This window comes from Pseudomonas sp. AC083 (assembly GCF_979253165.1).
This window is the reverse complement of record NZ_CEEDDH010000346.1, coordinates 1-236: the sequence shown is the minus strand read 5'-3', so window position 1 is coordinate 236 and position 236 is coordinate 1. Positions and strand designations below refer to the sequence as shown.

Below are 236 nucleotides of genomic sequence, written 5' to 3'. Positions count from 1 at the left end.
CCGTCTGCCTAAACAGATCCAGCCTGTCAAAATGCTTCTTGCAACTGCTGTTTTGCTCTTGATTGGCGGTCTTGGATTGTATACAGGGTTTCATTCAGATAATCAAAAGGAAGCAGCGGCAACAAGTGAGGCAGCGAGTTTATTTGATGAGAAAAAGTATAGCGAAGCAAGTGAACGACTAGAGGAATACGTACACGAAAAAGATGCATCAGCTGAGGCACTTCATATTTATGCAC

At 43.2% G+C, this 236-nt stretch carries 1 pseudogene; it reads left to right on the top strand.

Annotated elements, in window-relative coordinates:
- Nucleotides 1-236 (top strand): annotated as a pseudogene (locus AC0IXA_RS28135) (hypothetical protein); the annotation flags it as partial.